Source organism: Fusibacter sp. QWL-12, assembly GCF_058683495.1.
This window is the reverse complement of record NZ_CM178745.1, coordinates 830,791-855,643: the sequence shown is the minus strand read 5'-3', so window position 1 is coordinate 855,643 and position 24,853 is coordinate 830,791. Positions and strand designations below refer to the sequence as shown.

Genomic DNA, 24,853 nt, shown 5'->3' with positions numbered 1-24,853 from the left:
TATAATAAAAATTAAACCTGATGTTGGTAATAGGAAAATTCCTTCGCCAACATCAGGTTTTTTATGGGCTTACATTTCGTCTGAAACAGTCACTTCGTCCATCGCTTCTGATTCATAAGCAACTTCCGTCGGTTCAGATTTTGTAACGTTTTCTGCAGTTACAGGCGTAAAAGGGGTGCTAGATCCTTTTTCCTTACCAAGATAACTTGGCATTTCAAGCCCAGCCATATCAAAGAGTTCATTGAGTGGCGGGATGGATTGCATCATGCCAGATAGGAACTTTGCCGTACTGGTTTTACCTTCATCACCACCGAGATTATCCCAAACGGTAACCTTATCAATTTTAATATTTTTAATTGCTTCAACTTGTTTTTCGATGAGTTCAGGAAGTTTATCGACAATCATAAGACGCATTGCTGCTTCAGAGCTACCAGTTGCATTGACGATAGCAGCGAAACCTTCTGCTTGCTTCATCAGCATTTCATTGATACCACGAGCTTGCGCTTCAAGCTTTAAGTAAATTGCGTCTGCTTCACCTTTAGCTTGGCGGCGAATTCTTTCTGCTTCTGCTTCAGCTGCGATTTCAGCACGTTGTTTATCGATATGTGCCTGTACCAATTGGTCCGCTTCTCTAGTTGCCTTTTCAAGTTCAGCACGCGCAATCTCAGCAGCTCTTTCTGCGACATATGATTCTTCAAGTGCTTTTGCTTGCTGAATCTTTTCTGCGGCAACCGCACGTTTGTTTGCGATGGCTTCCATTTCACGTCTCGCAGCATCTGATTCAGCAACTTTGATTTTTGACTGGTTTTCACCATCTACTGCATGTGCATTTGCTTCAGCCACCTTAACTCTTTGGTCCATTACTGCTTGTGATTCACCGATAGAACCGTCTCTTGTTTTTTGTGCAACGGAGATTTTAGCATCGTTGACTGCTTTTGAAGCGGCTTCTTTACCAAGTGCATCGATATATCCAGATTCATCGCTAATATCGGTAATATTAACGTTGATGAGTCTTAAACCGATTTTTTTAAGCTCAGATTCCACATTTCTAGATACTTCTTCTAAGAACTTATCGCGGTCAGTATTGATTTCCTCAATGTCCATAGTTGCAACGACAAGTCTTAATTGACCGAAGATGATGTCTTTCGCGAGCTCTTGAATCTCAGCGAGCTTAAGACCAAGTAAACGTTCTGCGGCATTTTGCATTACTTCTGGTTCTGTACTGATCCCTACAGTGAAGCGCGAAGGTACATCGATACGGATGTTTTGCTTTGATAGTGCATTTTGAAGATTGACCTCTATTGAGATAGGCGTGAGGTCTAAGTATTCATAGGCTTGAATAACTGGCCACACTAACGTTGCACCACCATGGATACATTTAGCGCTTTTAATTCCTTGATCGTTTGACCCCACTAAACCGTACTTGACAAGAATTTTGTCAGAAGGACACTTTTTATAGCGAGATAAGAGTGCTACGAAGAGTGTAAAGAAAAAGAGAACCGCTAGTGAGATGAAGATCAAACCTTGAGAATTTTCTAACATGTATATGCCTCCTTATATTTTTCTTACGATAAGACGATTACCTTCAACGGCAATAACTTCAACAGTGCTACCAGATTTTATCGTTTCATCATCATCTGTAATCGCTTCTATTTCAGTTAAAGCCCCCTGAACAACAACCATAACTTTACCGTAATTTTGACGTTTTGCCGGGATTGTGATATAAACATTTCCCTTTTGTCCAATAGCGTTCATTAAATTAATCGTACCATTTCGCTGCATTTTACTGACTAGGAAAAACAAACTCATTGAGATCAGCATAAAGACAAAACCAACCATGACTGAGATTAAAACGACCCATAAGGCTTTAACATTTAAGCTGATTAACCATAGCCCGCTCCAACCAAAGAAGGTGAAAAAAGCGACTAAATTTCTAAATGAAAATAAGGTTAATCCTGTTTCACCAGTCATTTCTACATCTCCATCACCATCAAAGTCAGTGTCTATATCTCCTGACAGTCCTAGAAACGTCATGATTGACTGAATGATCAGTAATAATGATGCAGGAACTGCCACATAAAGGTAGAATTTTTCCATCAGTATTACCTCCTTTTGTTATAAGGTTAACACAGATAAAGAAAAGTATCCTTAAAAGCCCATTAAAAAATAATTAATTAACCATAGCAAAGTCGGGTAAAAGATATGATATAATTAATTCGTAAGCCGAAATAAAAGGAGAGACCTATGAAATCAGAAATTTTAGTTGTTCTAAATAAAGATGAAGATACCATATCATTTGTTTCAACCAAGACTGGAGAGACGGTAAAGAAAATTGTATCCGATCATAATCCACATGAGGTAGTTGTCTCCTCTGACCAGAAAAAGACATATGTGAGCTGTTCGCTAGGTAATACAATAGATGTCATCGATAATGAAACACTTGAAATCACACATCGAATCAAACATCCAAAATTTGATTTTCCTCATGGCGTCGGTATGACTCAGTCCAATCGTCTATTCTGCGCGTCAACTTATAGTGCTTGTGTGTTTGAAATTGATACAGATAAAAATGAGATCGTAAAGGTAGTCGAAACTGGTGAAGTACATTCGCATATGATTGCGCTTACACCAGATGAAAAGACCCTATACGTACCGAATATTGGCAGTGATAGTATCAGCGTTTTAGATGGCAATACCCTTTCAGTGTTATCTGTGATTGGGGTAGGTAGGGGACCAGAAGGCGTCGCGGTCCATCCAAACGGTAAATGGTTATATGTAGCCAATCAAGAGGATAACAACCTATTAATTATAGAGACACAAACACATGAAGTTTTATGGAAAAGAAGGCTTGGTACATGCCCTATAAGAGTCGTATTTTCTCCCGACGGGAAATATGCACTCATTCCCAATCGTGAGTCAGATGATTTAAGTGTCATAATGACTGAACAAGAGATTAATGGTATGACAAGACCTTGGGAAATTAAGAGAATTCCAGTTGGTAAATGGCCTGGTGGGACTGTCTTTTCTAAGGATGGTACAAAGGCATATGTTGCAAATAATAAGACAAATGATATCTCTGTGATTGATATGGTTACACTTAAAGAGATCAATCGATTTGATGTCGGGATACATCCGGATGGTATGGCAATTCTACTCTAGAAATGCTTTTGAAGTAAGTGTTTGTTAAGCGAACGATAGTTAATCTTTTTTTAATAAGTTGACTGAATGCAAATGAATAAAAAAAAGGAAGGTTTTTGGGAACCTTCCTTTTTTGCGCGCTTCTAAAAAAATCAGGAGAGAAATTTTTAGAATTTATGATTAACGTATTAAACGTTAGCCACTTCAGATTCTTTTATAAAGATTGCTGTGATAATGAAACCAAAAATATAGGATACGACGAGCCCAATGAAATAGTTGAGCATCGAGTTAGGCTGCATCAATGGAATTGCAGTTAACCCTGATGGTCCCCATGCTGTAGACATTACCTTTTGTAGCATGACGTAAGCACCACCGAAACCAGCACCAAGTCCTGCAGTGATAAATGGCTTACCAAGTGGTAATGTAACCCCGTAAATCAATGGTTCACCAATGCCTAGGAAGCCAGCTGGTAGTGCACCGGAGATAACGCTTACAAGTCTTTGATTTTTAACTTTTTTAGCCTTGAAGTAAATCGCGATAGCCGCTCCAACTTGACCAGCACCTGCCATAGCAAGTACAGGGAATAATGAAACGCCACCAGTTGCTTCAAGCTGAATTGCATAAATTGGGATCAAACCGTGGTGAAGTCCTAATAAAACCATTGGTAAGAAGAGTGCTGAAAGAACATAGCCTGAAAGTATACTTACCACAGGGTTTGAAGAGTTAACTAACAATTCTAATCCTTGTACTAACCAGTCGGATAACAGTCCAGTAACGGGCATGATCACAACTAATAATAAAGCGACAACGACTAATAAGGTTACAATAGGTGTCAACATTAGATCTAGAACGTCTGGAACACGTTTTCTGACGGCTTTTTCAATCTTAGAGAGAAGATAAACCCCTACGATAACACCGATAACCCCACCTTTACCATTTCTGAGAATTGAGTTAAGTGGTGAATCTTCATTAAATAAGCCAATGATTTTAGAGATTTCATCGATTTGAGTCATGACCGTCATGGCGCCAACCATACCACCAAGAGCTTCAGTTGCACCAAACACTCTTGCAGCGCTAATACCAGTGAAAATCATAAAGTAACTTAAGAAACCGCCGCCTAATAATGAAAGAACAAGCCTAATAATATTCCAGGTCTCACTTGCAGGTAAACTGCCAGTGTTTTGGAGATTTGTAATTAAACCGGCAAAGCCATTAAAAATACCGGCTGCTATAATTGCGGGAAGTAATGGAATAAAGATTTCACCAATCGTTCTAAGACCTTGCTTAAATTTACTACCTTTGTTTTTGCTTTGAACTTTCTCTTTGTTGGATTTCCAATCTTCGTCAGCTTTAGAAGTAGGAGTTGAATAAGACGTCTTGAAAAGTTCCATCAGCTTGTTTGCTTTTCCAGGACCAACGATGATTTGGAAAGTCTCATCTTCAACGACACCGAGAACGCCTTCGAGGTTTTGAATCGCATCTTTTTGGATTAGGGAAGGATTCTTAACTTTAACTCTAAGTCGTGTCATACAGTTTGCCATAGACTCAATGTTTGATTCTGAGCCTAACAAGGTGACAATTTTGCTTAACAATTCTTGGTTGCTCATAATGTTCCCCCTTGAACAGTTTTTTAGATTAAGGCTTTAAGTGCCTCTCTCACATTACCTTGTGACGCTTCCAATGCCTTTTCTGCATCAGATAACGTTGCCTCTCCCAACAACATGACAATTGCAAGTTTTATATTGCCGCCAGTTGTTTTTAATGCTTCGTCTGCAACAGATCTTTCAACACCAGTCGCATCCATAACAATTAGTTTTTTACGTTCAACGAGTTTGATATTTGTCGCCTGAACGTCAACCATTAAGTTCTTGAATACTTTTCCATTTTTAATCATAGCTGCAGTTGTCAGCATATTGAGAACGAGTTTTTGTGCAGTTCCAGCTTTAAGTCGAGTTGAGCCTGTAACGACTTCAGGTCCAACGACCAAAGGAATTGGGATATCTACTGCATCGATCAAAGGCGCATCATCGTTACATAAAACACCTATGGTTTTACAACCGATAGACTTTGCGTAAGCAACTGCCCCCAGTACATAAGGCGTTCTACCACTAGCTGCGATGCCGACCACAACATCACCTGAATTTAAATGGATGTTTTTTAGATCATTTACACCTAGGTCACGATTGTCTTCAACGGCTTCCATTGCATTGCGAAGTGCATGGTCACCACCAGCGATTAATCCTAATATCTGGCTAGGATCTGTGCCAAAGGTGGGTGGACATTCAGAGGCATCTAGTACACCCAAACGACCACTGGTTCCTGCTCCAATGTAAATCAATCTGTGATTGGATTTGAGTGCAGGAGCGATAATGTCTACTGCTTTGGCTATCGATTCCAATTGAGAGCCAACAGCGGTTATAACGTTACTATCTTCTGAGTTCATCAACCTGACAACAGAAAGAGTATCAAGTGCATCAATGTCTTCTGTCAGTGGGTTTCGTTGCTCAGTTTTTAAAGTTTTTAAATTCATGGAAACCTCCAAAGTGTTTCTTGTTTTTAATATATAATAAAATATTCTCTGTGTCAACGATAAATAAAATAAAATATTCTTTAGTTGTGATAATCAAATGCGTTTTTTTGTGATAAAATATTCCAATAGGAGGATTGCTTATGTCATGTTTTACAAGAATCGACCATATGAGGTCGGAACTAACACCTAGTGAGAATCAAATATCAGATTTTATAATAGATCAAATTCATACAGCAAAGTCGCTAACTTCAGTTGAGTTGGCTAAAGCGATTGGCGTTAGCCAATCTGCAATCGTCAAGTATTGTCAAAAGTTGGGCTACAAAGGCTACAGCGATTTCAAAATGGCTATGAATGAAGCAGCTACTAAACGTCCTAAGGGTAAAATGGTTCACGATCAAATTACTCTGGAGGACTCACCCGAAGACATCGTTACAAAGATCGGTTATAATTCAAAAAATGCGATCGATGCAACAATGGAGATCAATCAACCTGAAACGTTAAAGCTAGCATCAGAGTGGTTGTCAGAGGCAAAGAAAATTGTCATTTTAGGAATTGGTGCATCTGCTTTAGTAGCGATGGACTTTACACATAAACTGCTTAAAATTGACAAGCATGTTATCTTCGATTTATCAAGTCATGTTCAACTCGCCGCAGTTGCTACTTTAAAGCCGGGAGATGTTGTATTTGCTGTATCTTATACAGGTGAAAGCAAAGAAATACTCGTTGCTGCAGAACAAGCAAAACGTAAAGGGGCAAAGATTATCTCGCTTTCAAAATACTCAAAAAATTCCTTAACAGACTTATCTGATATCAACTTATATGCAATTGCAGAAGAGAACACCGCAAGATCGTCTGCAATTGCATCAAGAATTGCACAACTGACGATTATCGACATTCTTTTCATAATGATGGTAATGCGTTCATCAGAAGATTCACTTCAATTCATTACAGAAAGTAGCAACATCGTCAAAGCATTTAAGACAGGAAAGTAATAAATATTAATAGAAGTTGGAGTCAAAATGTTATATGTAGATTATTTTAGCCCAACCGGTGGCGTCAAGAAACTCGTCCTTGCAAAGGCAAAGCAGTTGGTTACTGAACTTGAAAATGAGTCCGTTGTCTATCGCTCTTTCACAAAGCCGTCGGATAGAGACCTAAACAGTCGATCTTTTTTAAAAGAGGATAGTTTGATTCTCGGTCTACCGGTATATGCAGGAAGGGTTCCCAACCTTTTATTAGAGTATCTATCAAGCTATAGCGGACATCAAACATCCGTCTATTTGGTTTTTGGATATGGCAATCGACATTTTGATGATGCGCCAAAGGAAGCCTATCGTCTATTTAAAGAGAGAGGATTTGTTATTAAAGAGGTAATTTGTGCGGTTTGCGAACATTCCTTTTCAAGTCAGCTCGCAAAAGATGAACCCTGTAGTGAGACGCTAGAGGTAATCAGTAAGGTTAACTATTCTAGAAGGCTTGATTTAACCATTCAATTAGACCCAATTGTGAAAAAGAGAAAAATTGAAATTTTAGAGTTAAATCGTCTAGATGATCAAACTGAATTAATGCCCTATTATCGACCAATAGATGCAAACGGATTACCTTTTAATTTTATTAAGATCAAACCAGAGACGAATGCAACTTGCACAGCATGTGGGGTGTGTGCGAGTTTATGTCCGATGGATGCAATTTCAACTTCTGATTATAAGCTAATAACTGGAAAATGTATCAAATGTTGCGCTTGTGTGAAAGGGTGTCCTGTAGGTGCAAAAGCATTTAATGATGAAAATTTCTTAAAGCATAAGCACGAACTAGAGGAAGCACTAATTGCGATTGATCGTCCAATAACGATATTTACAACGAGTTAATCTACGGAGCAGAGTGAATAAGATAGTGCATCTTAAACTCTGTTCTTTTTTGTACCATTGAATTGTAAGATAAAACGAGGATAAAATGGGTATAATGAAACGATACTTTATTGTTCACTATTTAGGAGGAATGTAATGACAAAAGTAAGATGCGCTTGGCTAAATGTTGAAAATCCTTTATATGTTGCATATCACGATGAAGAATGGGGCATTCCGGTTCACGATGATACAAAATTATTTGAGATGCTCATATTAGAAGGGGCTCAAGCTGGCTTGTCTTGGGAGACCATACTTAAGAAAAGGGAGAACTACAGGAATGCTTTTGACGAGTTTGATGTAAATAAGATCGCTGAATACGATGACGTTAAAATCGAAGCGCTTCTTCAAAACGAAGGCATAATCAGAAATCGATTAAAAGTAAAATCAACGGTCAAAAATGCGAAAGTTTTCATAGAAATTCAAAAGGAATATGGGTCTTTTGATAAATATTTATGGCAATTTGTGAATTATGAACCAGTCTTGAATCATTTTGTAAGCCTTGCTGAAGTCCCTGCAAAGACCAGTTTGTCTGACTTGATATCGAAGGATCTCAAAAAAAGAGGGATGAGTTTTGTAGGCTCAACGATTATATACGCTTACCTTCAAGCCGTTGGCGTTGTCAATGATCATACACTTGACTGTTTTTGTCGAAATACCTAATGGCCTTTTTATGAAACGTGTTTCATATGCGTAACGAATGTTCTATGGGGTAATAATGGTTTAAGAACTTTTGAGGAGGGATCGAATGAAATGGTTTCAAGACAAATCCATTCGTAAGAGGCTCATCCTATTGGTGTTATTAAATGGGGTATTAATTATATTAAGTGTATTTTTTATCAACTCTGCAATTGATCAACAGAATTATGATGCTGTTTTGGTGAACTTAGCTGGACGTCAAAGGATGCTTACGCAGAGGATGACTAAATCGGTTATGATCATCGATAGCGATTTGATATCTGATACTGAGCGAATGTCAATAATCGAATTATTAAGGACCTCGAGCACCTTGTATGAAAACACGCTTAATATGTTTATGACAGGTGGCGAAACAGATTTAAATGGACAATATGTTTCAACGCCACCTCTTTCACATCATCTAGAAGTACTAGATCAATTACATAAAGAATGGGAATTATTTAAAATAGAAGTATACACAATTATTGAACACTCGGATTTACTTTTAGATGATCATTTAAATAAGCATAATGATGCCGTATGGCAAGAGGAAATTGATACAGCAATTTTATATATTATTAGATCAAATGAACCCTTGCTAAAACATACAGATGAAATTGTGACCTTGCTTCAAACGGATGCGGAACATCATGTCAGCCGAGTTAAAGTAACCATGTATCTTGTATTATTTATGGAGCTTATTCTGATTTTAACTTTTTTAAAGAGCATCAACAGTGGTATTATTAAACCATTTGAGCGTTTGTTTGTGGCAATAGAAACGATTGGTCGAGGGTGGCCTTATACTCCAACTCATAATGAACGCTATTACGAATGGTTAATGACGGAAGAGCATATTTTGCACATGTACCAAAGTCTTAAAAACGTTCAAAACGATCTTTTTATGCTGAATCAAGAACTTGAAATGAAAGTGAAAGACAGAACTGCAAATCTTGAGGCGACCATTCAACAGCTTGAAGAAACCTATGAAAAGTTACTTGAATCTGAGAAACAAGCTTCTCTTGGCGTTCTTATTGCAGGAGTTGCACATGAAGTTAATACACCTCTAGGTGCTTGTATCACTGGAAGTAGTCAAATATTACTTGAGAATGAGCAGTTGATGAAAAATATTGAAGATGGGAAATTGAGTAAAGAAGGTTTTATAGATTATATCAAAATTAATACAGAGCTCATTGAGCTAATTGATACTAATTTAAGAAGGGCAGCTGAGATCATTCGAAGCTTTAAAAGAGTTGCTGTCTATCAAAGTGCGAACATTATTGAAGCCTTCTATTTGGATGATTATATTGATGATTTGTGGGTTAGTTTAGGCTATTTAAGTAAAAAATATGATGCAACATTTATTAATGAGTTACCACATGAACTGCTATATGGCGATCCAGGTGATTATTCACAGGTTTTCACTAATCTAATCGTCAACACTTTTGTACATGGATACGATTTGGGCGATTCAGTGAGAATCATTATACAGGGAAAAGTGGAAGATAACATATTAGTCATAAATTACAAGGATTTTGGTAAAGGGATCATAGAAAAGCACATCGGCAGAATTTTCGATCCTTTTTATACTACAAATCGTTCAGGGGGCGGTAGCGGACTTGGACTTAACATTGTTTACCAAATTATTGTGAATAAGTTAAAAGGAAAAATTAATTGTCAAAGTGAAGTTGAAAAGTACACTGAGTTTAAGTTGCAAATTTGCAGGTTTAGAGAAGAGGGATATCAATGAATACACTAAAAAAAATGTCTTTAGATCCTGATAGCTTGGCGTTAGATTTTATAAGTGAAAATCCAAAAGCAAAGAGCAAAGCAGTTCATAGCTATAAGATATTAGTGGTGGATGATGATGAAGTTGTGCACCAGATTACAAAATTGTCTCTAAGAAATTTGAGCTTTGAAAACCAATCGGTTCAATTGATTCATCTATATTCGATGAAAGAAGCGCTTGATTATTTAGAGGTTCATGAAGATGTTGCCGTTATGCTTTTGGACGTCGTTATGGAGACTGACGATGCGGGTCTTAGACTTGTGAAGATTGTCAGAGAAACCCTTAACAATGACCGGGTTAGAATTATTCTAAGAACTGGGCATCCAGGGCTTGCGCCTGAAGAGCGGATCATGCTGGATTATGATATCAATGATTATAGAGCTAAGACGGATTTAACTGCGACAAGCCTTTCAAGTGCAGTAACAGGGTGTCTTAGAAACTATAGAGATATTATGAAAATTAATTCCTATAAGCTGGGACTTGAAAAAGTAATTCATTCGACGAGTTTGCTATTCAATTACGAGAGTTTAGGACTTTCAAATTTTTTAAATGGTATATTAGAACAGCTAGTGGCCTTGATTAACTCCCAAAACACATTGGTTTTAGTCAATAGACATTTTGAAAATGGTAGATTAATTACACATGAAGGTGATTATCGCGTTATCGCAGCTACCGGGGATTTCAAGCCCTATATAAACGAAAACTTGGAAGCGATCAAAAAGATCCTCGGCTTAAAGAGTTGCTTTGATGATACTAATAATAAAACGGCAAATCAGGAATGCTTAAACAAGGTTGATGATACACGGCAATTTTATCTCGGCATACATAAACCCACAATTAAAAGTCATACAGAGAGCTATATTTATATTATAAATGGAGAAATAACGACAGAAAATGAGAGTTTTATCAACCTTTTTCTAAAAAACCTATCCTTATCACTAGATAATTTTTTACTGGAACAAGATACGGATGAAGCATTATATGAAATGCTAAGTAGAATGAGTAGCATCGTTGAAGCGAGAGATGGTGAAACTGGTACACACGTTTATAGAGTTTCAGAAATTGCTGGAATCATCGCAAAAGAAATTGGATTTGAAAAGTCTGAGCTTCGAGATTTTAAGATTGCCAGTATGATGCATGATGTTGGTAAGATAGGCATTCGAGATTCCGTGTTACTTAAGCCGGGTAAATTAACGACTGAGGAGTTTGAGTATATTAAAACCCATACCACCATTGGTAGTAAGCTTTTTAATAAATCCAATCATCAGTTATTGAAGTTTGCTCAGCAAATTTCTCATTATCATCATGAAAAATGGAATGGTACTGGTTATCCAGAGGGATTGGTAGGTGAAGAAATCCCAATATACGCTAGAATTGTCTCGATTACAGATGTATTCGATGCGCTCTCTCATGATCGTGTATATAAAAAGGCTTGGTCAATAGAAGCTTCTAAAACTTATATTATTGAACAACGTGGGCTTATGTTTGATCCGAGAATAGTAGATGTATTTATTGAGAATTTTGATAAGATAATCGAAGTACTCGAGCATTACGAACAACTTGAAAAGAGCAAAGAAAATAGACATGATTAAATGAAGCAAACGGAGGTTAGAATGAAAGCAATTTTAGGACTAGACATTGGCGGAACCAAAATATTGGGTGTTTTATACGATGAAAATGGAGATGTAATTGGTAGAGAAAAGAAAAAGACCAAAGCGAATGAAGGGCTTGAAATTGTAATTAGTCAAGTTTTTAAAGTGATTGACAATTTATTAGAGAGCAATGAAGTGGAAATAGATCGCATAGGTGTCGGCGTTCCAGGGATTATAAATGAAAGTGGTGTGGTTACTTTTTCGCCGAATATTCCATTTAGAGATTTTAATCTATCAGGACTTCTCTCTGATAAATATCAAGTACCTACTTATATTGGTAATGATGTCAACGTTGCGATGTTCGGCGAATACAAGCATTTAAAAGATGAAAAAATTAAAAATGTACTGGGTGTTTTTGTGGGCACTGGTATAGGTGGCGCAAGCATCATAGATGGCAAACTCTACGTTGGTCAGGGGAGTGCAGGTGAGTTTGGACATATGGTTGTCAACGCTGATGGTGCGTATTGTGGCTGTGGCGCACAGGGCTGTCTCGAGGCTTATGCTTCAAAAACAGCGCTCCAAAAGTACATTATGAAACAAATCGGAAAAGGGAGAAAGACGATACTTGAGGATGCCCTAAATGAATCAGGGGCTGTCCTTAAAAGTTCTGATTTAAGAAAAGCATATGATCAATTAGATGCTGTAGGTATTGAGGCGGTTGATCGCTGTGCCAGATACCTTGGGATTGCCATAGGCACACTTGTCAATCTTTATCATCCTCAGGTGATCATTTTAGGTGGCGGTATCATAGAAGCCTTGGGAGAAGTATTGCTTGGCAAAATTATAGATGAGTCCAAGCAACATGCGATGCCAGGGCTGATGGGGGATGTATCTTTTAGAATCTCTGAAATGGGTGATGATGCCGGCGTTTTTGGTGCATATGAACTTTCCAAAGTTATGTTATAATAGTCTCAGACTAATTGTTTGGAGAGGCGTAAAATGACTGAATATCAAAAGAAGAAGTTGATTGATCTCATCTTGGTGATTATTGCGATTGTTATTGTAGGATTATTTTTAAGAACACAGCTCATTAATCCAATTATATTGGATACAGAGACGACCAGTGAACAACCATTAGAAGTTCAAGACGGTAGAATTATTATCGATCAATATGCAACAGATTTATACAAGACAGATGCAATTTCGATTCAAGCGATTAATAGAAGTGCTGATGAACAATACTTGGATGTTCAGCTTGTACTCAACCCTTTTGATGAGCAAAATATTGCAGATTTTGGAGTTGAGATAGAAATGGCTTCCGATGACGTCTATACCATCGTAGTGAATAGCTCAGGTGGCAAATCGCTTTCAGAAATAATCACTAATGTGAATGAGGCTTACTTTGAAAATAAAGCAGGTGAAATACTATCAGAAATAAGTGTAGCTGAAGGTGATCATCTAATTCAGATACAAGTGCCTAACTCAAAGCGACTAAATTTAGGGGCATTTATGCCATTGAAAGTTACATTAAAATACAAAATTGACGACTTGGAGAGCATTCAATATTATCCAGAATAATATATAAACGCCATGGAGCATGAGCCATGGCGTTTAATTTTTGTTAACCGTATCTTATTAGTGGTAATTACTGAAGACTTAAAGGCATAAGGTTTTATTTAACAATTTTATAATAGGTTCTAGCTGTTAGAAGATAAACCACAAGATAGATTGAAGCAAATACCAGTAGTGTACCAAAGGTGCAGAGGATAAAGAGTGAAATGTTAGCGAAACCAAAGAGTGCCAATAGTTGCGTAATCACTTTAAAAGCAAAGGTGATGTGTATCATCGCAAATAGCAATGGCAAGAAAAACACCATGATGATCTGTGTGTTAATCGTTCTTTTTATTTCATCGACACTCATACCAACCTTTTGCATGATTTCAAAGCGAAGCTTATCATCATAGCCCTCTGAGACTTGTTTATAGTAGATAATCATCACTGTCGCCATTAAGAACAATGACCCAAGGAAAATGCCTAAGAAGAAAAATCCACCGTATACGGAGACGAAGTCTGTTCTTGTGTTTTGCTTGCTAAACATATAGGTCTGAGAAATACTATTAATTTCTCGTTGAAGTGAGTCGTTAAACTTAATTTCGTCAGATGAAGCACCATTAATATTAAAACTAGTATAACTTAACGGTTCAACGTCGTCATTTTTACTCGAATTTGAGTACACATGATTTCTTACTTGCTCATTACTAAATATAATGAGCATTTCATTGTTTAATGGGTCGTTTGTTTTCTTAAAATCAGCAAATTGATCTAATTCATCAACAACTTCGAACTTAACAGAATCTATTAGAAGTTGTGGGTAGTTAAATTTATCATTATTTGAGACGAGTACAACTTCATTGTCGTTGAGTGATAAGTTAGCGTTATAGATTTGGTTATAATCTTTTGCAGTTACATATAAAACGTAGACTGTATTTGAATCTACGTTATAATAATCCAGTGTTTTGAGTGCCATTCCATCTTTTACAAAAGTAGAGGTTAGTGTCTGGTACTGGTAAAAATCGATTAGCTCTACATTGTTATCAACAGCAGCATTATTAGCTAGTTTTTGAACTTTTTGTTGAATATCACTATTTTGTAAATAGCTCGATATGGTTACATCTGAAGTGAAACGATTATCAATCATATCCTCCATACCGATGTAAAGTGAGACTGTTGTAGAGAGTGTAACCAAAACTGCAGTGCTTAAAATACAGATATTCGCAAGACCTACTGCATTTTGTTTCATACGATAAATCATTCCAGAAACAGATGTAAAGTGGGTAATTGTGTAGTAGAATTGCTTGTTTTTTTTCAGTAACTTCAAGATCGCGATGCTACCTGCAATAAAGATAAAGTAGGTACCGATCATCACTAAAACAACTGCTATGAAGAAGGTAAAGAGAGCTTGTAATGGTGCTTCAACTGTATTGGCGATAAAATAGCCGATACCCAATGTGATAAAACCAAGTAATGCCATAATCCATTTGACCTTTGGTTCTCTTTCACCAACATTACTACCTTTCAAAAGCTGAATCGGATTTGAAAGATGAATGTGCCCAAGATTATAAACGAGTGTTACTAAGAGCACAATTGCAAAAAAGGTAAAGGTTAAAGAAACGCTTGAGAGAGACACAGAAAAACTTAGTGACACTGTAAAGCCAAGGATTTTTAAAAGAATTAGAAACATGAGTTTGCTTAGAGCAATCCCTGAGATTAATCCTAAACCGATACATAAAAGGGCAATAAGAATGGTTTCAATCATCAGCATAACTGCAATGTGTCGTTTTCCCATTCCTAGAATGTTGTACAAACCAATCTCTTTTTTTCGCCTTTTAATCAAAAAACTATTGGTATAAAAGATAAAGATCGCTGAGAAAATGCCAATGACATATGTGCCAAAGGTTAAAAGGAATGCAAGGGCATCTGCACCAGGCATTTGGCTTAAACCTTCATTTACAGAGATGGCATGCATAATGTAAAACATGGTAATGATGCCGATGTTCATAAGAATGTAGGGAGCAAATAATCGCCCATTTTTCTTTAGATTTGAGGCAGCCATTTTTAAGTAGAACGAACTATTCAACCGAATCCCCCCCAGTAGCCAAAAGCGTTAAGGTTTCAGATATTTTTTGATAGAGTGCTTCATTCGATAAACCGCCTCTATAAATCTGATGAAACACTTCGCCATCTTTTATAAACAAAACGCGCTTAGCATGGCTTGCAGCTTTAACGCTGTGAGTTACCATTAGAACCGTTTGACCTTCCGCGTTGATCTCAGAAAACAAACTCAATAAATGATCAGTTGCTTTTGAATCCAGTGCACCTGTTGGTTCATCAGCAAGAATGATGTCGGGATTGGTAATCAAAGCTCTCGCAACAGCGGCACGCTGTTTTTGTCCGCCTGAAATCTCATAAGGAAACTTATTGAGTAGTTCTCCAATTTCAAGCTTCTTTGCGATAGGGGTTAGGCGTCTGGACATTTCATGATAATTTTTTCCCATTAAAACAAGGGGTAAAAAAATGTTGTCTTGCACTGAAAAATTATCGAGTAAGTTAAAGTCCTGAAATACAAATCCTAAGTGATCCCTTCTAAATGCAGACAACTCACGGTCCTTTATAGATGAAAAGGGCTTATTATTGAGAAGGACTTCGCCGCTAGTAGGACGGTCTAAAGAAGCTAAAATATTTAATAGCGTTGTTTTGCCTGAGCCGGATTCGCCCATTATGGCTAAGTATTCTCCCTTCTCCACTGAAAAGGTGACGTTGGATAACGCAGTCACTTGATTACCACCAAATCGCGTCGTATAAACTTTTTTTAAATTGTTGATTTCCATTAAGGACATAATTTGTTGAACCTCCTAAGATCAAATATCACTATTTCATAATCATTATAAAAAAAAAGGAAATGAAGTTCCATAAATCTAACTTACATTTCCAATCCTTAGCTTACAGTTTTGTAAGCTACTCTAATGTGATATTTGGCCGATCTAAACCAATCGTTACAGTTGTTCCTTGTTCTAGCTGTGAGACGACGTCAATGTCATGTCCTAGCATTTTAAGCGTTTGCTTACATAGATAAAGTCCTATTCCCGTAGATTTACGGTTCATTCTGCCATTAAAGCCAGTGAAGCCTTTTTCAAAGATTCGAGGTAAATCCTCCTCCTGTATACCGATACCAGTATCACTAATAACGAGTCTTAAGGGATCGGACAAACACGTTATCGATATCTCACCCTGATGTGTGTATTTAATTGCGTTTGAAACGATCTGTTCGAACGCAAAGGACAACCATTTTTCGTCTGTTAGCACCTGTTGAGGTGAAATGTTGAGATTTAATTTGATGCCTTTTTCGATGAATAAAGTTCTATACTTGCGAATGACGGATTTAACGATAGATTCCAAATTATAGTATTGTATTTTTAAATCAGTGGTTTCACTTTCAAGTCTTTGATAATGCAAAACCATTTCCACGTATTGTTCAATTTTGAAAAGTTCAGATTTTAAAGAGAGTGTATTTTCATTTTGATTGCTTTCAAGCAAAAGATACATTGCTGAAATCGGAGTTTTAATTTGATGTACCCAAAGTGTATAATAGTCAATTTGAGCCATTCTTTTAAAATCTGAGTCCGTTTCAAGTGCGTGATATTTGTCGAAGAGTGTTTCGATCAAGAGCTGATAGTCTTTAACAAGAAGATCTTTTGCATCAGGAAGTGTGTCTATTGAAAGTGTCACTTGATCCTTCAAAATTTCAAGCTGTTGATGTGTTTTATAATATCGTGTAAACCCATAACTAAAAAAGATAACAGTAAAAAAAACAGATAGGACGAAACCGTAGCTGACTGCCTCAATGGGTAAACCATATAGGGAAAAAACAACAATAAATATGAAAGCATATAAAAAATAAAGCAGTGCGAACTTTATATGTCTTTTTAAATATGAAAATAAGACTGCCATCATTCGATCCAATACCCCATTCCTTTTTTAGTTAATATCCATTCCAGTAGCCCGATTTCCTCAAGTTTCTTGCGAAGTCGAGTCATATTTACTGTAAGTGTATTATCATCCACAAACTCATCACTTTCCCATAGACGTGTCATAAGTTCATTTCTGGACACAACCTTCCCGGCGTTTTCCATTAAGGTCTGTAATAATCTAAAATCATTTTTAGTCAGTTCAACTCGCTGATCTTTATAGCTGACACTGGTATCGTTTAAATTTAAAATAACGCCTTTATGCTCAAGTGCCCTTGTTTGGCCCGTAAAGGAATAAGCACGTCTTAGCACCGCTTGTATTTTAGCGACGAGAACGTTGACATCAAATGGCTTTGCGACAAAATCGTCTGCCCCCATGTTCATTGCCATGACGATATTGAGGTTGTCAGAGGCAGATGATATGAAAAGTATAGGTACTTTTGAAACCGTACGAATCGTAGTACACCAGTGGTAGCCATTGTAGTATGGAAGGGATATGTCGAGTAAAACGAGGTGAGGACTAAATTTTATAAAATCTGACATGACATCCTTGAAATCTTTACAGCAAAGAACTTCATAATCCCAATTTTCAAGTAAAGTCTGTAAAGAGCGGGATATAATTGGGTCGTCTTCAACGATGAGTATCTTATACATAAAGGGTTCCTCCATTCTCTTACGACTATTCTATCAAATTTTAAGAGTAGGTGACAGTTTTAAATCATGTGTTTATATTCGTGCGCTTCTACAAGTCTTTGTTAGTTATCAAAAATTAATTGAAAAGTCCGTTGACTGCGGGACACATATCGCTTATAATGAAAACAAATAACGAAATAAAGAACACCGTTCTGAAATACAGAACGACAAAAGCGAAAAAGGGGAGTTTATTATGAATCAAGAAGATATTAAAGTGAAATCCTTATACAAAACTCTCAAGGTTTTAGAGTGTTTTACTTCTAAAACACCAGAACTGGGTGTAACTGAAATTGGAAATGCGCTAGGTCTTTACAAAAGCAATGTACATAATCTTATTTCGACACTTGAAGCAGCTGGGTATGTAGAAAAAAATCCATTAAATTCTAAATACAGACTCACAAATAAAATGCTTGAGTTTTCATATGTCGTCACAAGTCAGCTTTCTTATCAGGATGTGGTTTATCAAGTTATGAAACGATTGACTGATGAGCTCGGTGAAATGATGTATTTCGGTGTTCCGCATGGCAAATATGTGTTATATATGTTCAATGCTTATCCGAAAACTTACGATCATAATTATCCAATAAGGTCCATCATGGGAGAGAGAGCGCCAATGTACTGTACCTCTCTTGGAAAAGCAATGCTGAGTACCATGGAGGAAGGTGAAATTAGAGAGCGCATTAATATGGAAAAGGAAAGATTTACACCTTTTACGTTGATGGATGACGATTTAATCGTTGAAGAGATTATGAAATCTAAAGAGCGCGGTTATGCACTTGATAATGTGGAACACGAACCAAATGTAAGATGTGTAGGCGTGCCGATCTTTGGTAGAAGTGGTGAGCTGATTGGTGGTTTAAGCATATCTGGCGCATCTCACAACTTCGATGATGAAAAAGTTGAGAGATATGCGAGCATCCTCATAGATGCTGCATATGAAATCAAGAGAAGACTTTAATTAAGGTTGTAATCGGTCAAAGCCGATCAACATAAAAAGATTTTTTGGGAGGAAGAAAATGAGAAAGTGGTTAGCATTATTGCTTGCGCTTGTAATGGTGCTTGCAATGACAGCATGTTCAAGCGAGTCGAACTCAAATGAGACGACAGCAAATCAAACAGAAGCAAATTCATCAGAGGGTACTACAGCAGCACCTGAAGATAAACCAGTAACACTTGTATTTTCAGTTAATGCAGTTCCTGGTGATGCACACTATGAAGCTATGATGAAATTTAAAGAAGTAGCTGAAGCAAAATCAAATGGTTCAATCACAGTTGATACTTTCCATTCAGGTTCATTATTCAAACAAGATCAAGAACTTGCAGCAGTTAAATCAGGTCAAGCGGATATCGTTTATATGTCAGCATCTTGGTTAGCAGAAGGTTCACCTTGGATTTCAATGTTTAGCGCTGGTTACATGTTCAAAAGCTATGACCATATGACAGCAGCTTTAAATGGCGAAGTTGGACAAGAAGTGTTTGACAGAGTTGTAAGTGAGCAAGGCATTAGACCTCTTAAAGCTTTCTATTTAGGAACAAGACAAATTAACTTAGTTAAAGATAAAGAAATTAAAGTACCTTCAGATTTAAATGGCGTCAATCTTAGAATGCCAAACTCTGATGCATGGTTGTTCTTAGGTAAAGCACTTGGCGCAAACCCAACACCTATCGCATTTTCAGAGCTTTATATGGCACTTCAAACAGGTACAGTAGATGGTCAAGACAATCCACTTCCAACTGTACAAAGTGCAAAATTCTATGAAGTTACAAAATCAATCTCAATTACAAATCACTTAGTTGATAGCGTATGGCCAACAATCAACGAAGCTAAATGGCAATCGTTAAGCGATAACCAAAGAGCGGTTGTACTCGAAGCTATGGAAGAAGCAAGAGCATTGTGTGATGAACTTAATCTTTCGAGAGAAGCAGAATTAATCGAGTTCTTTAAAGGTGAAGGCTTAAGCGTATACTATGCTGATATCGATGCATTTAGCGAAGAAGTATTAGGCAAGTATTTAGATGATAAAGATTTAACTGCTAACTGGGACATGGAACTCTTCGATAAAGTTCAAGAATTAGGCAAATAATAATTGAAGAGAGACTCAAGATCACAATCTTAGCCGGAAATATTCCCCAATATTCTTAATCGGCTAAGTTGTGGTCAAGAGCCCCATCCTAAACATTAATTATACAGCATTTGGAGGGACCTTGTGAATAAAATTAAGAGAAGTTTATACATCTTAAGAGATTTTTTTGAGATTTATGTCCCTGTAATCTCCTTTTTAGTGATGTTTTTAACCTTCATCATACAAATTGTAGCAAGATATATTTTTAAATTTCCACTTACTTGGGCTTACGAAGTAACGGTTATTGGCTTTTCATGGTCGGTAATTTTCGGTGCTTGCTATGCAATGCGCTATAGAGCCCATGTTAAATTTACACTTATATATGATGCACTAAGCCCTAAATTAGCAGCTTTTACAAGGCTATTAGGGAACTTAATCATTGCAGTCGCATTTTTCGCGTTAATCGTACCGTCATTTGACTACGTTAACTTTATGAGTTTCCAATCTACATCGGTTTTTAAAGTGAAATTGAGCTATATTTTTGCACCATTTATCTATTTTGTGCTTGCTATGCTCGGCTACACGTTAACTGAAATCGCTGAGGATTTCTTAATCTTAATTGGAAAATCAAAAGAAAGTGGTGATTTAAGATGAGTATGGCAATGATCGTAACACTTATCGTTTTTGTTTTGATCTTTTTATTAAGAATGCCAATTTCACTTGGTATGATCGCAGCAGGAACATTTTATTTTATCATAAATGGAACTGATCTAGGTTCAGTGGCAAATCACATTATGAACACCTATTATTCAAACTACGTCATTATTGCAGTGCCACTATTTATCTTCACTGCCAACGTCATGAACTCAGGTAAAGTAACAGAAATGGTATTTAAATTTGCTTCGGGTCTTGCTGGTGGAAGAAGAGGCGCTCTCGGTCATGTAAACGTTATCGCATCTCTTATTTTTTCAGGAATGACAGGCTCTGCAATAGCAGATGCTTCGGGTCTGGGTAAAATGGAAATCGATGCGATGAAAAAAGCGGGTTATGATGATGCTTTCTCATGTGCGATTACAGCAGCATCAGCGACGGTTGGCCCTATTTTCCCACCGAGTATTCCTTTGGTTATGTACGCCATGTTATCGGGTGCATCTGTAGGTGCATTGTTCTTAGGTGGCATGGTACCAGCGCTATTGATTTGTATTGGACTGATGATTTATGTTTCAGTTGTATCAAAAATAAGAAATTATCCTAGAGAAGAAAAAGTGCCATTTAGAGCGTTTATTGCTTTTACAATTCAAGCAATCCCAGCTTTATTGACACCGATCATCTTGTTACTAGGGATTTATACAGGTGTTATGACACCTACAGAAGCAGGAGCAGTAGCAGGCGTTTATGCCATTCTTGTTGCCTTCCTAGCATATAAAGCAATGAGTTTTAAAGGCTTGTTGAACATTATTAAAGATACGATTAAAGATACTGGCTCTGTCAGCTTGATGGTTGGTGCAGCAGCTGTAATTTCTTACATCGTTGCAAGAGAACAAATTGCAACTGATTTAGGTACCTTTGTAATGAGCTTTACTAGTAGCAAATATGTATTCTTAATACTGGTTAATATTATTATCCTTATTTTAGGAATGTTTATCGATACGTCAACGATTCAATTGGTATTTGTACCGATTATGATTCCAGTCGCAAAAGCTTTTGGAATCGATTTAATCCATTTTGGACTCGTCGTAACCTTGAACATGATGATTGGATTATCGACACCACCGTTTGGTATGCTGCTATTTATAACCGCAGGCATATCAGAAACTTCATTAAAGTCCGTTATGAAGGAAATTATGTGGCCGATAGTTGCGATGATCGTCATTTTATTACTAATAACCTTTATTCCTGAAATCGTATTATTCTTACCTAAGACATTTGGATTAATGTAGAAAATGAGAGGAAATTCAATGAAACATGAATATAGAGGCGTTTGGCCAACGATGATTGCAGCTTTTGATGAAGCTGGCAAGCTTGACCTAGACGCAAATAGAGCAATTACTGAGTATTTAATTGGAAAAGGCAGTGACGGTTTGTTCGCTGTATGTCAATCAAGTGAAATGTTTATGCTTTCAACTGAAGAAAAAGTAACTTTGGCGAAAACAGTAGTTGAAGCAGCTAAAAATAGAGTGCCAGTTATCGCATCAGGTCATACTTCAGACGCAATTGAAGATCAAATTGCAGAACTAAAAGCCGTTTCTGAGACGGGTGCTGACGCTGTCGTTTTAGTAAGCAATCGACTTGCTGGTGTTAACGATGGTAGTGAAGTGTTTATTTCTAACCTTAAGAGAATTTTAGAAGCATTACCTGGTGTAGAGTTTGGTATCTATGAATGCCCATATCCATTTTTAAGACTTCTTTCTGATGAAGAACTTAAGTGGTGTGCAGAATCTGGTAGAATCGTATTTTTAAAAGACGTTAGCTGTAATTTAGAAATCGAAACAAGACGTGTAAAAATTGTTGAGGGAACAGCACTTAAATTATTTAATGCGAATACCGAAACCTTATTGGGTTCTTTAAGAGAAGGCTACCATGGTTACAATGGCGTAATGGGTAACTTCCATATCGATTTATACAAATGGCTATTTGATAACTTTGCAGCTAATCCTGAAAAAGCAGACCAGCTACAAGCCATGCTAACAGAAAAAAGCAGTATTGAAAAGTACGCTTATCCAATCAATGCAAAATATCATATGACAAGAGATGGCGTCGATATGTTGTTAGTATCTAGAAGACTTCCAGCAGACGCATTTACAGAACAGTCAAAACAACTTGTCGAAGAATTAATCGATTGGGAAACTGAAACTAGAAACCAACTATAAATGAGTAGGAGCACGTTATGTTAAAAGGCATATCAAAGTTGATACCTCCAGAACTTTTAAAAATATTATGTGAAATGGGCCATGGCGATCGTTTGGTAATTGCAGATGCAAATTTTCCTGCAGCTTCGTGTGCAAACAGATTGGTTCGATTGACTGGACATGGTAGTGAAGCCGTACTTGAGGCCGTATTGTCATTGTTCCCATTGGATGAAGCGCCTAAGACAAGTATCGGTGTAATGGCGACAGATGATGGTTCTACACCTGAAATTTGGAGCGTTTACGAAACCCATGCGGATGCTTTAGAGCCTATTGAACGTTTTAAATTTTATGAGGAGGCAAAAAAAGCTTATTGTATCATTGCGACTTCTGAGAGTGCTTTGTATGCAAATGCGATTTTAACTAAAGGTGTCCTTTAATGAGGAATTGATTTATGTATACAGATAGTATAAAGAAAGCGATTCAAGTAGAGAGAGACGCAATTTCAGAACTTTTGGATCATTATGCAAGTCAATATGAGCAAATATGTGAGCTTATGATGGCATGCCAAGGTAAGATCGTTTTCATCGGCGTCGGCAAGTCTGGTCATATTGGAAAAAAACTTGCTGCAACCTTTTCAAGTACTGGTACACCAAGCTTTTTCGTCCATGCCACTGAGGCAGTACACGGCGATTTAGGTATGATAGAAGCTAAGGATATCGCAGTGTTGATATCAAATAGTGGGAACACAAGTGAAATCATTAATACCATTCCAACACTGAAACGTATTGGATGTACAACGATTGCTTTCACATCGGGACATGATTCTGAGCTTGCGAAGCAATGTGATTATAGAATTCTATATCCGAAGTTAACAGAAGCAGATCATTTAAAATTAGCACCGACGACTTCATCAACGTTGACATTAGTCGTTGGCGATGCACTTGCATGCGCTTTGTCAGAAGCGAAATCATTTGAAAGTAAAGATTTTCTACTTTATCATCCAGCTGGCAGCCTTGGCAAAAAGCTGAAAGAGGAGGTAAAGGAATCATGAAGCTTTCAGTTGTAGGGTCATTTGTGATGGATTTAATTACTAGGGTAGATGAGTTCCCGAGTGAAGGACAAACATTAATTTCTGATGATTTTAAGTGCTTGCCGGGTGGTAAAGGTGCAAATCAAGCAATTGCTGCTGCAAGACTTGGTACACATGTTGCAATGTTTGGACGCCTTGGCAGTGATAGCTATGGCGATACGTTTGAATCTGTATTTAAGGAAGCTAGTGTCGATATTTCACATGTTAAAAGAGATCCTGAGCGTCCGACAGCTATGGGTCTGATTCAAATCAACAATAGTGCAGAAAACAAAATTATCGTAGTTCCAGGGGCGAACTTTGGATATACACTTGAGGACCTTAATAACGATTTTGATGCAATTTCAAGTTCGGAATTAGTTATTACTCAGATGGAACTAAAAAAAGAAGTTACCTTTGAACTGATTCGAAAATGTTATGACGCAGGGATTCCAATTGTGCTTAATCCAGCACCAGCTGATTTCATCCCTGATGAAGTACTTTCAAAAGTCACTTATTTAACACCAAATGAAACTGAGTTAGAGATTCTTTCCGGTATGAAAGTAACCGATAGAGCATCAGTAGAGCAAGCGATTAACCACCTGTTATCTCTAGGTGTTGGAACGGTGATCGCAACGTTAGGTAAGCAAGGCGCTGTGATAGGAAATAAAAATGGATTCGAATATGTGACAGGCTTCACAGTTAATGCAATAGATACAGTAGCTGCTGGAGATTCATTTAATGGTGCACTCGTATCGAAACTCATAGAAAAGCAGACTTTAAAAGAAGCAGTGAAGTTTGCTAATGCGGTGGGTGCTTTAACTGTAACCAAACACGGTGCTATACCATCATTACCATTTAAAAACGAAGTTGAACACTTTATTCGTTCAAATCAATAAAATTCATTGTATAAAAGAACGCCAACTAATTTAAAATCCTACTTTTGATTCAACTAATCGAAAGTAGGATTTTGCGTTTAAAATAAATTTATTGGGATATAAATAATTATAGAATAAATTCAAGGAGGCT

Annotated in this window: 24 protein-coding genes; 16 read left to right on the top strand and 8 right to left on the bottom strand. The window is 37.2% G+C overall.

Annotated features, from left to right (window positions below; all coding sequences use genetic code 11):
- Positions 1–69: 69 nt before the first annotated feature.
- Together AC4PID_RS04515 and AC4PID_RS04510 are read right to left on the bottom strand one after the other, a co-directional pair.
- Positions 70–1,542 (bottom strand): flotillin family protein, encoded by a 1,473-nt coding sequence (locus AC4PID_RS04515; protein ID WP_492134375.1) that lies wholly within the window; start codon positions 1,540–1,542, stop codon positions 70–72.
- A gap of 12 nt (positions 1,543–1,554) precedes the next feature.
- Positions 1,555–2,097 (bottom strand): NfeD family protein, encoded by a 543-nt coding sequence (locus AC4PID_RS04510; RefSeq protein WP_492134374.1) that lies wholly within the window; start codon positions 2,095–2,097, stop codon positions 1,555–1,557.
- Positions 2,098–2,244: 147 nt separating this feature from the next.
- Here AC4PID_RS04510 and AC4PID_RS04505 point away from each other — a divergent pair, with 147 nt between their 5' ends.
- Complete coding sequence (locus tag AC4PID_RS04505; protein ID WP_492134373.1) at positions 2,245–3,159, top strand: YncE family protein; 915 nt, start codon at positions 2,245–2,247, stop codon at positions 3,157–3,159.
- A 167-nt stretch (positions 3,160–3,326) separates the two neighbouring features.
- Here the strand turns inward: AC4PID_RS04505 and AC4PID_RS04500 are convergent, their stop codons facing one another.
- Positions 3,327–4,745: a PTS transporter subunit EIIC gene (locus tag AC4PID_RS04500; protein WP_492134372.1), complete on the bottom strand. Its 1,419-nt coding sequence runs from the start codon at positions 4,743–4,745 to the stop codon at positions 3,327–3,329.
- Between the two features lie 23 nt (positions 4,746–4,768).
- A complete protein-coding gene (gene murQ / locus AC4PID_RS04495) occupies positions 4,769–5,668 on the bottom strand; it encodes an N-acetylmuramic acid 6-phosphate etherase (protein WP_492134371.1) in 900 nt (299 codons plus the stop codon).
- 140 nt (positions 5,669–5,808) lie between these two features.
- On the opposite strand from murQ, the gene AC4PID_RS04490 reads away from it, so the two are divergent.
- The 7 genes from AC4PID_RS04490 to AC4PID_RS04460 all read left to right on the top strand — a co-directional run bounded on the left by AC4PID_RS04490 (position 5,809) and on the right by AC4PID_RS04460 (position 13,206).
- Positions 5,809–6,660 (top strand): MurR/RpiR family transcriptional regulator, encoded by an 852-nt coding sequence (locus AC4PID_RS04490; protein ID WP_492134370.1) that lies wholly within the window; start codon positions 5,809–5,811, stop codon positions 6,658–6,660.
- A 27-nt stretch (positions 6,661–6,687) separates the two neighbouring features.
- Positions 6,688–7,536, top strand: coding sequence for a 4Fe-4S binding protein (locus AC4PID_RS04485; RefSeq protein WP_492134369.1), 849 nt, complete (start codon positions 6,688–6,690; stop codon positions 7,534–7,536).
- A 135-nt stretch (positions 7,537–7,671) separates the two neighbouring features.
- On the top strand, positions 7,672–8,235 hold the full coding sequence (locus tag AC4PID_RS04480; RefSeq protein WP_492134368.1) for a DNA-3-methyladenine glycosylase I: 564 nt from the start codon (positions 7,672–7,674) through the stop codon (positions 8,233–8,235).
- Between the two features lie 85 nt (positions 8,236–8,320).
- Positions 8,321–9,997: an ATP-binding protein gene (locus tag AC4PID_RS04475; RefSeq protein WP_492134367.1), complete on the top strand. Its 1,677-nt coding sequence runs from the start codon at positions 8,321–8,323 to the stop codon at positions 9,995–9,997.
- A complete protein-coding gene (locus AC4PID_RS04470; protein WP_492134366.1) occupies positions 9,994–11,628 on the top strand; it encodes an HD domain-containing phosphohydrolase in 1,635 nt (544 codons plus the stop codon). The genes AC4PID_RS04475 and AC4PID_RS04470 overlap by 4 nt, the downstream gene beginning before the upstream one ends.
- 21 nt (positions 11,629–11,649) lie before the next feature.
- A complete protein-coding gene (locus AC4PID_RS04465; RefSeq protein ID WP_492134365.1) occupies positions 11,650–12,594 on the top strand; it encodes an ROK family protein in 945 nt (314 codons plus the stop codon).
- A 33-nt stretch (positions 12,595–12,627) separates the two neighbouring features.
- On the top strand, positions 12,628–13,206 hold the full coding sequence (locus tag AC4PID_RS04460) for a hypothetical protein (RefSeq protein WP_492134364.1): 579 nt from the start codon (positions 12,628–12,630) through the stop codon (positions 13,204–13,206).
- A 94-nt stretch (positions 13,207–13,300) separates the two neighbouring features.
- On the opposite strand, the gene AC4PID_RS04455 is transcribed toward AC4PID_RS04460, so the two are convergent.
- The 4 genes from AC4PID_RS04455 to AC4PID_RS04440 form a co-directional block, all read right to left on the bottom strand.
- Positions 13,301–15,187: an FtsX-like permease family protein gene (locus AC4PID_RS04455; protein ID WP_492134363.1), complete on the bottom strand. Its 1,887-nt coding sequence runs from the start codon at positions 15,185–15,187 to the stop codon at positions 13,301–13,303.
- Positions 15,188–15,257: 70 nt separating this feature from the next.
- Complete coding sequence (locus AC4PID_RS04450) at positions 15,258–16,025, bottom strand: ABC transporter ATP-binding protein (protein ID WP_492134362.1); 768 nt, start codon at positions 16,023–16,025, stop codon at positions 15,258–15,260.
- A gap of 118 nt (positions 16,026–16,143) precedes the next feature.
- Positions 16,144–17,139, bottom strand: coding sequence for a sensor histidine kinase (locus tag AC4PID_RS04445; protein WP_492135357.1), 996 nt, complete (start codon positions 17,137–17,139; stop codon positions 16,144–16,146).
- Positions 17,136–17,807, bottom strand: coding sequence for a response regulator transcription factor (locus AC4PID_RS04440; protein WP_492134361.1), 672 nt, complete (start codon positions 17,805–17,807; stop codon positions 17,136–17,138). Before AC4PID_RS04440 ends, AC4PID_RS04445 begins: the two co-directional genes overlap by 4 nt.
- Before the next feature lie 232 nt (positions 17,808–18,039).
- Here AC4PID_RS04440 and AC4PID_RS04435 point away from each other — a divergent pair, with 232 nt between their 5' ends.
- The 8 genes from AC4PID_RS04435 (at position 18,040) to rbsK (ending at position 24,723) form a co-directional block, all read left to right on the top strand.
- On the top strand, positions 18,040–18,804 hold the full coding sequence (locus tag AC4PID_RS04435) for an IclR family transcriptional regulator (protein ID WP_492134360.1): 765 nt from the start codon (positions 18,040–18,042) through the stop codon (positions 18,802–18,804).
- Between the two features lie 58 nt (positions 18,805–18,862).
- A complete protein-coding gene (locus AC4PID_RS04430; protein ID WP_492134359.1) occupies positions 18,863–19,930 on the top strand; it encodes a sialic acid TRAP transporter substrate-binding protein SiaP in 1,068 nt (355 codons plus the stop codon).
- Positions 19,931–20,053: 123 nt separating this feature from the next.
- Positions 20,054–20,563 carry a TRAP transporter small permease gene (locus AC4PID_RS04425; protein ID WP_492134358.1) on the top strand — a complete coding sequence of 170 codons (510 nt, stop codon included), beginning with the start codon at positions 20,054–20,056 and terminating at the stop codon, positions 20,561–20,563.
- Complete coding sequence (locus AC4PID_RS04420) at positions 20,560–21,849, top strand: TRAP transporter large permease (protein ID WP_492134357.1); 1,290 nt, start codon at positions 20,560–20,562, stop codon at positions 21,847–21,849. The genes AC4PID_RS04425 and AC4PID_RS04420 overlap by 4 nt, the downstream gene beginning before the upstream one ends.
- 18 nt (positions 21,850–21,867) lie before the next feature.
- Positions 21,868–22,779 carry a dihydrodipicolinate synthase family protein gene (locus AC4PID_RS04415; RefSeq protein WP_492134356.1) on the top strand — a complete coding sequence of 304 codons (912 nt, stop codon included), beginning with the start codon at positions 21,868–21,870 and terminating at the stop codon, positions 22,777–22,779.
- A 17-nt stretch (positions 22,780–22,796) separates the two neighbouring features.
- The gene (locus AC4PID_RS04410; RefSeq protein WP_492134355.1) at positions 22,797–23,195 is read left to right on the top strand and encodes an RbsD/FucU family protein; all 399 of its coding nucleotides are present in this window, start codon (positions 22,797–22,799) and stop codon (positions 23,193–23,195) included.
- Between the two features lie 14 nt (positions 23,196–23,209).
- Positions 23,210–23,809 carry a KpsF/GutQ family sugar-phosphate isomerase gene (locus tag AC4PID_RS04405; RefSeq protein ID WP_492134354.1) on the top strand — a complete coding sequence of 200 codons (600 nt, stop codon included), beginning with the start codon at positions 23,210–23,212 and terminating at the stop codon, positions 23,807–23,809.
- On the top strand, positions 23,806–24,723 hold the full coding sequence (gene rbsK, locus AC4PID_RS04400) for a ribokinase (protein WP_492134353.1): 918 nt from the start codon (positions 23,806–23,808) through the stop codon (positions 24,721–24,723). Before AC4PID_RS04405 ends, rbsK begins: the two co-directional genes overlap by 4 nt.
- Positions 24,724–24,853: the final 130 nt, after the last annotated feature.

What these genes read in the sequence shown, in the direction of transcription:
- AC4PID_RS04515 (WP_492134375.1), bottom strand. Translation starts at nt 1,542, where the DNA reads ATGTTAGAAAATTCTCAAGGTTTGATCTTCATCTCACTAGCGGTTCTC.
- AC4PID_RS04510 (WP_492134374.1), bottom strand. Translation starts at nt 2,097, where the DNA reads ATGGAAAAATTCTACCTTTATGTGGCAGTTCCTGCATCATTATTACTG.
- AC4PID_RS04505 (WP_492134373.1), top strand. Translation starts at nt 2,245, where the DNA reads ATGAAATCAGAAATTTTAGTTGTTCTAAATAAAGATGAAGATACCATA.
- AC4PID_RS04500 (WP_492134372.1), bottom strand. Translation starts at nt 4,745, where the DNA reads ATGAGCAACCAAGAATTGTTAAGCAAAATTGTCACCTTGTTAGGCTCA.
- murQ (WP_492134371.1), bottom strand. Translation starts at nt 5,668, where the DNA reads ATGAATTTAAAAACTTTAAAAACTGAGCAACGAAACCCACTGACAGAA.
- AC4PID_RS04490 (WP_492134370.1), top strand. Translation starts at nt 5,809, where the DNA reads ATGTCATGTTTTACAAGAATCGACCATATGAGGTCGGAACTAACACCT.
- AC4PID_RS04485 (WP_492134369.1), top strand. Translation starts at nt 6,688, where the DNA reads ATGTTATATGTAGATTATTTTAGCCCAACCGGTGGCGTCAAGAAACTC.
- AC4PID_RS04480 (WP_492134368.1), top strand. Translation starts at nt 7,672, where the DNA reads ATGACAAAAGTAAGATGCGCTTGGCTAAATGTTGAAAATCCTTTATAT.
- AC4PID_RS04475 (WP_492134367.1), top strand. Translation starts at nt 8,321, where the DNA reads ATGAAATGGTTTCAAGACAAATCCATTCGTAAGAGGCTCATCCTATTG.
- AC4PID_RS04470 (WP_492134366.1), top strand. Translation starts at nt 9,994, where the DNA reads ATGAATACACTAAAAAAAATGTCTTTAGATCCTGATAGCTTGGCGTTA.
- AC4PID_RS04465 (WP_492134365.1), top strand. Translation starts at nt 11,650, where the DNA reads ATGAAAGCAATTTTAGGACTAGACATTGGCGGAACCAAAATATTGGGT.
- AC4PID_RS04460 (WP_492134364.1), top strand. Translation starts at nt 12,628, where the DNA reads ATGACTGAATATCAAAAGAAGAAGTTGATTGATCTCATCTTGGTGATT.
- AC4PID_RS04455 (WP_492134363.1), bottom strand. Translation starts at nt 15,187, where the DNA reads ATGAACATCGGCATCATTACCATGTTTTACATTATGCATGCCATCTCT.
- AC4PID_RS04450 (WP_492134362.1), bottom strand. Translation starts at nt 16,025, where the DNA reads ATGTCCTTAATGGAAATCAACAATTTAAAAAAAGTTTATACGACGCGA.
- AC4PID_RS04445 (WP_492135357.1), bottom strand. Translation starts at nt 17,139, where the DNA reads ATGATGGCAGTCTTATTTTCATATTTAAAAAGACATATAAAGTTCGCA.
- AC4PID_RS04440 (WP_492134361.1), bottom strand. Translation starts at nt 17,807, where the DNA reads ATGTATAAGATACTCATCGTTGAAGACGACCCAATTATATCCCGCTCT.
- AC4PID_RS04435 (WP_492134360.1), top strand. Translation starts at nt 18,040, where the DNA reads ATGAATCAAGAAGATATTAAAGTGAAATCCTTATACAAAACTCTCAAG.
- AC4PID_RS04430 (WP_492134359.1), top strand. Translation starts at nt 18,863, where the DNA reads ATGAGAAAGTGGTTAGCATTATTGCTTGCGCTTGTAATGGTGCTTGCA.
- AC4PID_RS04420 (WP_492134357.1), top strand. Translation starts at nt 20,560, where the DNA reads ATGAGTATGGCAATGATCGTAACACTTATCGTTTTTGTTTTGATCTTT.
- AC4PID_RS04415 (WP_492134356.1), top strand. Translation starts at nt 21,868, where the DNA reads ATGAAACATGAATATAGAGGCGTTTGGCCAACGATGATTGCAGCTTTT.
- AC4PID_RS04410 (WP_492134355.1), top strand. Translation starts at nt 22,797, where the DNA reads ATGTTAAAAGGCATATCAAAGTTGATACCTCCAGAACTTTTAAAAATA.
- AC4PID_RS04405 (WP_492134354.1), top strand. Translation starts at nt 23,210, where the DNA reads ATGTATACAGATAGTATAAAGAAAGCGATTCAAGTAGAGAGAGACGCA.
- rbsK (WP_492134353.1), top strand. Translation starts at nt 23,806, where the DNA reads ATGAAGCTTTCAGTTGTAGGGTCATTTGTGATGGATTTAATTACTAGG.